Consider the following 8,260-nt stretch of genomic DNA (forward strand, 5'->3'; position numbering starts at 1 on the left):
GCGGAGGAGTACGGGTTCATGGGGTCGGGCCGGCCGCCCGGGGCCGCCGGCCGCCACCTCCTTCGGGGGTGCGGTTCGGGTTCACGCGGCGGTGGCCCGCCGGGTGCGGGCGGGGTGGACGGTGCCGGGGGCGCGGTGCGTGCCGAGCACCGCCTCGTAGGAACGTTCCGTCGCGCGGGCCACGCGGTCCCAGCCGTAGTGGCCGAGGATCCGGCGCCGGGCCGCGACCCCGAAGGCCGCCCGCCTCACCGGGTCGGCGAGCAGGGCCGCCACGGAGTCGGCCAGGGCCTGCGGATCGCCGGGCGGCACCAGCAGCCCGGTCTCCCCGGGCAGGACGGTGTCCAGCTGCCCGCCCACGGCGCTCGCCACGACGGGACGCCCGCAGGCCATGGCCTCCAGGGGCACGATGCCGAACGGCTCGTAGTCCGCCGGGCACAGCACCACGTCGGCGCTGCGGAAGACGGCCGGTACCGCCTCCCCGGTCAGGCCGCCGAGGAAGCGGACCCGGTCGGCCACCCCGGCCTCCTCGGCCAGGCCGCGCAGCCGCCGGGCCTCGGGGTCCTGGTCGAGGAGGGCGGCCGGCGGCCCGCCCACGATCACCAGTTCGGCGTCCGGGAGCCGGCCGAGAGCGGCGACGGACACCGCGGTCCCCTTGCGGGGGACCAGCCGGCCCAGCTGGAGCAGCCGGTACCGGTAGCGCGGATCCCGCTCGGCGGCGGGCCCCTCCGGCCGGAACCGTACGGGGTCCACCCCGCACGGCACGACATCGGCCCGGCCCGCCGGGACGCCCATCCGCACCAGCTCGCCGACCTCGTCCCGGCACGTGGCCAGCACCCGGTCGCAGCGCAGCCCGATGTCGCGCTCGTAGGCGATGCGCTGCGGCGGGCTGGTGTCGGCCGCGCCCTGGTGGCGCCGCTTGACCGTGCCGAGGGCGTGGTAGGTGTGCAGGAAGGGGATGTGCAGCTCCCGTACGGCGATCGCCGAGGCGAGGCCGGACATCCAGAAGTGGGAATGGACCACGTCGGGCGGGCGGGCCCGCCACGCCTCCAGCAGCCAGGTGCCGAACGCGCCCATGTGCGGCAGCAGTTCGTCCTTCGGCACGGGCTCCGCCGGACCCGCCGGCACGTGCCGGACCCGTACGCCGGGGCGCATCTGCACCATGTCGGGCTGCTCGCCGCCGTCGCGCCGGGTGTACACCGTGACCTGGTGGCCGCGGTCCGCCAGGGCCGAGGCGAGACAGGCGACATGGACGTTCTGGCCGCCGGCGTCGACCGTGCCGAGCGAGGCCAGGGGACTGGCGTGCTCGGAGACCAGGGCCACCGAGAGGGGCCGCGGGTCGTGGGCGCGGGTGGGGGATGTCATGACCGTACCTCCGTGAGCAGGTGCTCCCAGTCGGACAGGAAGCGGGTGAGGCCGTACCGTGCGAGCGCGGCGCGGCGGGCCCGGCTGCCGTCCTCCCGGGCGGCCTCCGGTTCGTCCAGGTAGTGGCGGGCGGCCCGGGCCAGTTCCTCGGGGCGCGTGGACAGCGTCCCGGCGCCGGGCGGGACGGCCTCCACCGCCTCGGTGGTGGCCAGGGCCACGACCGGCATGCCCAGGTGCATGGCTTCGAGGAGGGAGAGCCCCAGCGAGGTCCAGCGCACCGGATGCAGGTACAGGCGCCGCACGGCCAGGGCCGCGTGCAGCCCGGCCTGCGGGAGGTCCTGGGTGCGGCAGCGGTCCGCGGCGAGGCCCAGATGGGCGCCGAGGGCCTCGGTGCGCATGCCGAACACGTCCAGCGGCGCCGCCTCGGCCAGCTCCACCAGCAGATCGGTGCCGGTGTACCGGCCGCGCCGCACCGGGTCGTTGACCACCACGGCGGCCCGGGGCAGCTCGCCGGTGTACCGGTGCCCCGGGTCGACGATCCCGTGCTCGATCACTCGCGTGCGGGTGCTGCCGTTGTCCCAGAACAGCCGGTTGAAGTGGGTGACGTGGACGAGGGTGACGTCGTCGCGGTCCGCCACGGGATGCCGGCTGCGCGGCACCTCGCCGTCGGGGGTGTTGTGCTCCAGGTAGACGGCGGGCACGTCCCGGCCGAGCCGCCGGCCGCCCAGCCACCGCTCGGCGAGCGGCCACTCGTGGGGGCGCTGGAGCAGCACCACGTCGACGGGCGTGGCCGCCAGGTCGGCCGGGGCGATCTCCCGGACGCTGTCCGGCCAGTCGAAGGTGCGGGCCCGGCCGAGGCCGTCGGGGCCCCGGTCCGGGGTCACGGGCACCAGGTAGGTGTGCGGGCCCTGCACGAAGGCCGTGGTCCAGGATCCGTGCACGTGCCACAGCAGGATGTTCATGGTGCTGCTCCTTCGTCGGCGGGACGCGCCGGTGCGGGGCGGGCGAGCAGCGCGGACACCGCCGCGAGCACGTCCTCGTCGGGGACCGAGTCCAGGCAGGGGTGACCGGGCACGGGGCACACCCGGGCCCGGGTGCCGGCGCACGCCGCGCCCTGATCGCCGAGCAGCACGTGCGGGACCCCGTACGGGCGCCAGCGCTCGGGCGGCACCACGGGGGCGAACAGGCAGGCCACGGGCGTCCCGACGGCGCAGGCCAGGTGGGCCGGTCCGGTGTTCCCGGTCACCACGGCCCGCGCGCGGGCCAGGACCCCGGAGAGCTGGCCCAGGTCCCGGGTGCCGCCGCCGAGGTCGAGGGTGTGCCGCCCCGCGACCCGCGCCGTCAGCGGGCGTTCGCCGGGCCCGCCGGTGACCACCACGCGGTGCCCGGCGCCGTGCAGCGCGGCGACCGCGCCGGCGGCCCGCCCGGCGCTCCACGCCCGGGCCGGGACCGCCGCCCCGGGGTGGACGACGACGTACGGCTCGGGGCCGGTCAGGCCGACGGTGTCCGGCGGCCGCAGGACGCGCAGCGCCCCGTCGTCGCCGGGCGGCAGCGGGAAGCCGAAGGCACGGGCCAGGTCCAGGGCGGCCTCGACCTCGTGCCGGCCGGCGCGCCGCCGGTGGCGCAGGGCGAGCAGCGACCCGGGGTAGTCGACGCAGTCGGCGGCGACCTCCCCGATCCCGGCCATCGCCAGCAGCAGGGCGGCGGGCAACGGGCTCTGGTGGTACGAGACGAGGACCAGCGCGCGGTCGAAGTGCTCGGCGGCCAGGGCGTCGAGGAGCAGGTCGCACTCCTCGCGGGAGGTCCGCGGCGCGGCCAGACCCACCCAGGCCGCCTCGTGGACGAGGATCCGGTCGAGCCCGGGCAGCAGGGCGGCGGCGGGAGCGCCGGCGGGTCCGCACAGCAGCCCGGTGCAGGAGGAGCCGGCCGCGACCGCCCGGACGGCGGGGCCGGCGAGCAGCACGTCCCCGGCGCTGTCGAGGCGCACCACCAGGGTGCGCGGAGCCCGCGTCACCACGGTGCGCCTCCCGGGTCCGGGTCCGGCGCCGGGCCGTCCGCGCCCGGCGGGCCCAGCAGCAGCCGTACGGCGCCCAGCAGGTCGGGAGCGGTGAGCGCGGCGGCCCGGACCTCCTCGGGGCGGGTGACCGGCGTGGGCACCAGGACCCCCGTGGCCCCCGCGGCCCGGGCCGCCGACAGGTCGGCCCCGATGTCACCGACGACCACCGTGCGCCGGGGGTCGGCGCCGAGTGCCGCGCAGGCGGCGAGCACCAGTCCGGGCGCGGGCTTGCGGCAGCCGCAGCCGTCCGCGGGGCGGTGGGGGCACACGGCCCACAGCGCGAACGGGCCGAGCAGGGCCTCGATCCGGGCCGCCACCGCCTCGACCTGGCGGCGGGTCAGCAGGCCGCGTCCGACACCGGACTGGTTGCTGACCACCGCCACCGGGACGCCGCCGGCGCGCAGCAGGCGCAGGGCGCGGCGGGCGGTGGGCATGGCCCGCACCCGGCCGGGGTCGCCGTTGTAGGGGACGTCGGCCACGAGGGTGCCGTCCCGGTCGAACAGCACGGCCTGCGGCAGCCCGGGCCGCCCGCCGGGCGGTCGGACCGCGGCGGGGCCGCCGGCCCCGCCCGGCCACAGCCAGGGCCCGTCGGACCGGGCGGGCCGCGAACCCGCCGGGGCCGTCGTACCGCGGGCGGTCATGACGCACCGGCCGTGGTCGGGGCCGGCGCGCGGGCGGCGGGGCCGGTGGCCGGGGGAGCGGCCGGGGCCGTGGGCGGCACCCGGCGGTGGACGGCCAGGCCGCGCAGCCAGTGCCAGCTGGCGGCCGGTGGTACGAGGAAGCTGGTCAGCGCCATGGTGAGCACCTCGGCCCGGTCCCGGGGACCGGGCAGGATCCGGGCGGCGGCGAACTCCGCCGACCCGGCGAGCCAGCCGGCCGCGCACCAGCCGGCCGCCCGCCGGCGGCCGAGCAGGGCGCAGGCCGCCGCTGCCGTCGCCGCGGCGGTGACCGCCAGGTGCACGGGCCGCCGGCCCAGGCGGGCACCGGCCCGGGACCGCCAGCCGCGGCCGTGCAGGCGGCCCATGAGGACGTCGTCGCCGTTGCCGGCCTGGGTGCGTACCGAGACCCAGCGGTCCGCGGGCCGGACCGGGTGACGGGTGCGGCGCGTGCCCTCGGCCAGCGCCCAGCCCCCGCCGAGCAGGCGCAGCGCCAGGTCGGCGTCCTCCCGGAAGGCCCGGCGGAACCGTTCGTCGAAGCCGCCGGCCGCCCGTAGCGCCTCACCGCGCACGGCCAGGTCGGCGGTGATCCAGCGGGCGGTGGCCAGTCCGGCGGTGCAGCGCTCCCAGTCGGTGGGGCGCCGGCCGGGCGGCAGCGGCACCTCGATGCGTGCGGCGACGGCGGCGGTGCCGGCGTCGGCGGACGCGAGGTCCCGGGCCAGGTCCTGCGCCCAGGTCGGGCCGGGCACCACGTCGTCGTCGAGGAAGACCACCCACGGCACCGGTCCGGCGGCACGCCACCCGAGGTTGCGGGCCGAGGCCGGGCCGCGGGCGGCGCCCGCCAGGACGACCGTACGGGACCGCAGCGCGACGGGGACCTCCAGCGGGGGCACCGCGCCGTCGGGGCCGGGCCGGTCGTGCACGAGGACCACCCGGACCGGTCCGGGCCCGCCGGCGGCCGCCAGGGACTCCAGACAGGCCCGCAGCTGCGGACGCCCGAGCGTGGGGACGACGACGGCGTAACGGGGTTCCGCGGCGGGCGGGTTCATCCGGCACACCCCCCGGGCGCGGGGCGGAACATCCCGCCCCGGTGCACCGCGTAGGGCCCGATGGCCAGCAGGTCGACCGGGGCGGAGCCGAAGCACTCCAGCGCGTCGCGGGGATCGTCCACCATGGGACGGCCGGCGGTGTTCAGGCTGGTGTTGACCACTACCGGCAGCCCGGTGCGCTCCTCGAACGCGGACAGCATGCGGGCGACGAGCGGTTCGCGCACCGCGTCCACGGTCTGGATGCGGGCGGTCCCGTCCACGTGCACCACGGCCGGGATCCGCTCGGCCCAGCCGGGCCGGACGTCGTGCACGAACAGCATGTACGGGCTGGGGATCGGACCGTCGAAGATCTCCGCGGCCCGGTCGGCGAGGACCATGGGCGCGACCGGGCGGAACTGCTCCCGGCCCTTGACGTCGTTGAGCCGTTCGAGGTTCCCGGCGTGCCCGGGGTGGGCCAGCAGCGACCGGTGCCCCAGGGCCCGCGGCCCGTACTCCGAACGCCCCTGGAACCAGGCGACGACCGCGTTGTCCGCCAGTGCCTGGGCCACGGTGGCGGCGATGTCGACGGGCCGGTCGAAGGGCACGTTCGCCGACTTCAGCCATCCCGCGAGGTCGGCGTCGGACCATTCCCGGCCGAGGTCGGCACCGTCCATGGGGCTCACCGCGTCGCCCGCGCCCGCGGCGAGGAGCAGGGCCCCGCCGAGGGCGGTGCCGGCGTCCCCGGCGGCGGGCTGGACCCACACGCGGGAGAACGGGCCCTCGCGGGCGATCCGCGCGTTCGCCACGCAGTTGAGGGCGACCCCGCCGGCCAGGGTGAGCACGGCGTCCCCGGTCCGGCCGTGCAGCCAGCGCGTCAGGTCGAGCAGGGTCTCCTCCAGCACCGCCTGGGCGCCGGCCGCGGTGTCGGCGTGGGCCTGCGTCCACGGCTCGTCGGGTGCGCGCGGCGGGCAGAACTCCGGCCAGGGGACGGCGGTCGCGCGGAAGCCGCCGTCGCCGGTGGGGTAGACGTGGCGGCGCAGTGCGTCGAGCATCCGGGGGCTGCCGTGGGAGGCCAGCGCCATCACCTTGAACTCGTCGGAGGACCGTACGAAGCCGAGGTGCGCGGTGAGTTCCTCGTAGACCAGGCCGAGGGAGTGCGGCAGCTCCTGCGCGTACAGGGGCTCCAGGGCGGCGCCCCGGCGGCGGGCCGCGAGGTGGGAGGCGCGTTCCCCGCGGCCGTCCAGGACGAGCACGGAGCTGCGCTCGGCCGCCTCCGCCGCGAAGGCGCCCGACGCCGCGTGGGCCATGTGGTGCGCGACGAAGCGCACCCGCCCGGGGTCGAGCCCGGGCAGGGCCGCGGCCAGGAAGCCCGGGGCCTGGCGGGCGTAGGTCTGGCGGAGGTGGTCCCAGGGGTCGTCCAGTCCCATGGCCTCGGCGGGTCGCGCCAGCTCCGGGTCGTAGGAGTAGGCGACGGCGTCCAGGTCGCACGGGCGCAGCCCGGCCCCGCGCAGACACCAGCGGGCCGCTTCGACGGGCAGTTCCCACGCGGAGAACGGCACCGGCCGTTTCCCGTGCTTGCGCCTGCTGAATCGTTCCTCCTCCGTCGCCGCAACGGTCCGCCCGTCGACGACCAGAGCGGCCGCGGGGTCGTGGAAGAGTGCGTTGATGCCGAGGATGCGCATGGTGGGCCGTCCTTCGCGGGAAGGTCTGGCAGTTCAGGAGGACGGAAGGTCCCGCAGGCCCGGGAGCGGCGGCTCCGGGAACGAGGCCCCCGGGAGGGACGGCCCCGGACGGCCGGTCCGGGCCCGGAACCAGGAGACGGTGCGCCGCAGCCCCTCCGTGACCCCGCCCCTGGGCTCCCACTGCAACTTGCCGCGGGCCAACGTGATGTCCGGGCAGCGCACGGCCGGGTCGTCGACCGGACGGGCCACGAACCGGATCACCGAGGCGGAGCCCGTCAGTTCGACGACCCGGCGCGCCAGGTCCGTCATCGTGATCTCCTCGGGGTTGCCCAGGTTCACCGGCCCGCGCAGGCCGTGCGCCGCCGCGGCGAGGATCCCGGCCACCGTGTCGTCGACGTAGCACAGCGAGCGCGTCTGGCGTCCGTCCCCGGTCACCGTCAGCGGGACGCCGTCCAGCGCCTGCCGCACGAAGGTGGGCACGGCCCGCCCGTCGTGGCCGCGCATCCGGGGGCCGTAGGTGTTGAACAGCCGGACGATGCACGTGTCCGTGCCGTGCACGGCGGTGTGCGCGGTGGTCAGCGCTTCGGCGAACCGCTTGGACTCGTCGTACACGCTGCGCGGGCCGACCGGGTTGACGTTCCCCCAGTACCCCTCGCTCTGCGGGTGCTCGCGCGGGTCGCCGTAGACCTCCGAGGTGGAGGTGAGCAGGAAGCGCGCACCGCTGTGCCGGGCCAGCTCCAGCGCGTGGCGGGTGCCCAGACTGCCCGCGTCCAGGGGGTGCAGCGGCAGCCTCAGATAGTCGGCCGGGGACGCCGGCGAGGCCAGGTGCAGCACCAGGTCGGGTGGGCGGTCGACGGCGAACGGCCGGCTGACGTCGGTGCGGCACAGGGTGAACCCGGGATGGTCCAGCAGACCGGCGACGTTCTCCGGCAGCCCGGTGCTGAAATCGTCCAGGCAGGTGACCTCGGCGCCCGAAGCGAGCAGCGTGGCGCACAGGTGGGACCCCACGAAGCCGGCCCCGCCGGTGACGACGGCGTGCTTCCAGCGACGGTCCGCAGAAGAGAAGGGCATGAGGTCTCCCAGGGGGAACGGCAGGGGAACACCAGGGGCCGGCCGTGGAGTGGAGGAGCCGAGGGACCCCGGCGCCGAGTGCGGACGACGGTCCGCGTGCCGGCCGTGCGGTGTGCACGGTGTGCACGCTGTGCCGGGTTCTCTCCGGCGTCGTGCGCTCGGTGATCGCGCCCCGCCTACCCGACGGATGCGCGGGCATGCCGCCCGTAGCGCTTCGTTCTCCCCCGCCGCGCCGGACAACGGGTTTTGAGGGGGCGGATCGTGTTCGTTGCGTGGACCGGCAGTACCCCACTCAGCGGGCCGATCCACGCAACAAACACAATCCACACCCCACAATACAATGATCAAGCGCGTCGGGGGTGATCGAAACGCAACGAGAAGAATGACAGCGCATCCGTGGAGTAG

At 77.1% G+C, this 8,260-nt stretch carries 7 protein-coding genes; all 7 read right to left on the reverse strand.

The genetic code is table 11. The features are described from left to right. Positions 1 to 81: 81 nt before the first annotated feature. The 7 genes from EF918_RS28450 to EF918_RS28480 are packed head-to-tail and all read right to left on the reverse strand — an operon-like array spanning position 82 to position 7,855. Positions 82 to 1,362 carry a glycosyltransferase gene (locus EF918_RS28450; protein ID WP_125651798.1) on the reverse strand — a complete coding sequence of 427 codons (1,281 nt, stop codon included), beginning with the start codon at positions 1,360 to 1,362 and terminating at the stop codon, positions 82 to 84. Then, the gene (locus tag EF918_RS28455) at positions 1,359 to 2,324 is read right to left on the reverse strand and encodes a glycosyltransferase (protein ID WP_125651799.1); all 966 of its coding nucleotides are present in this window, start codon (positions 2,322 to 2,324) and stop codon (positions 1,359 to 1,361) included. Before EF918_RS28455 ends, EF918_RS28450 begins: the two co-directional genes overlap by 4 nt. Beyond that, a complete protein-coding gene (locus tag EF918_RS28460) occupies positions 2,321 to 3,376 on the reverse strand; it encodes a glycosyltransferase family 9 protein (protein WP_125651804.1) in 1,056 nt (351 codons plus the stop codon). The genes EF918_RS28455 and EF918_RS28460 overlap by 4 nt, the downstream gene beginning before the upstream one ends. Beyond that, positions 3,373 to 4,059: an HAD-IIIA family hydrolase gene (locus EF918_RS28465; protein WP_125651800.1), complete on the reverse strand. Its 687-nt coding sequence runs from the start codon at positions 4,057 to 4,059 to the stop codon at positions 3,373 to 3,375. Before EF918_RS28465 ends, EF918_RS28460 begins: the two co-directional genes overlap by 4 nt. Beyond that, the gene (locus tag EF918_RS28470) at positions 4,056 to 5,123 is read right to left on the reverse strand and encodes a glycosyltransferase family 2 protein (RefSeq protein WP_125651801.1); all 1,068 of its coding nucleotides are present in this window, start codon (positions 5,121 to 5,123) and stop codon (positions 4,056 to 4,058) included. Before EF918_RS28470 ends, EF918_RS28465 begins: the two co-directional genes overlap by 4 nt. Further along, positions 5,120 to 6,784, reverse strand: coding sequence for a carbamoyltransferase C-terminal domain-containing protein (locus tag EF918_RS28475; RefSeq protein ID WP_125651802.1), 1,665 nt, complete (start codon positions 6,782 to 6,784; stop codon positions 5,120 to 5,122). The genes EF918_RS28470 and EF918_RS28475 overlap by 4 nt, the downstream gene beginning before the upstream one ends. 33 nt (positions 6,785 to 6,817) lie before the next feature. Further along, positions 6,818 to 7,855 carry an NAD-dependent epimerase/dehydratase family protein gene (locus EF918_RS28480; RefSeq protein WP_125651803.1) on the reverse strand — a complete coding sequence of 346 codons (1,038 nt, stop codon included), beginning with the start codon at positions 7,853 to 7,855 and terminating at the stop codon, positions 6,818 to 6,820. Positions 7,856 to 8,260: the final 405 nt, after the last annotated feature.

Source organism: Streptomyces sp. WAC06614 (genome assembly GCF_003949795.1).
Lineage (GTDB): Bacteria > Actinomycetota > Actinomycetes > Streptomycetales > Streptomycetaceae > Streptomyces.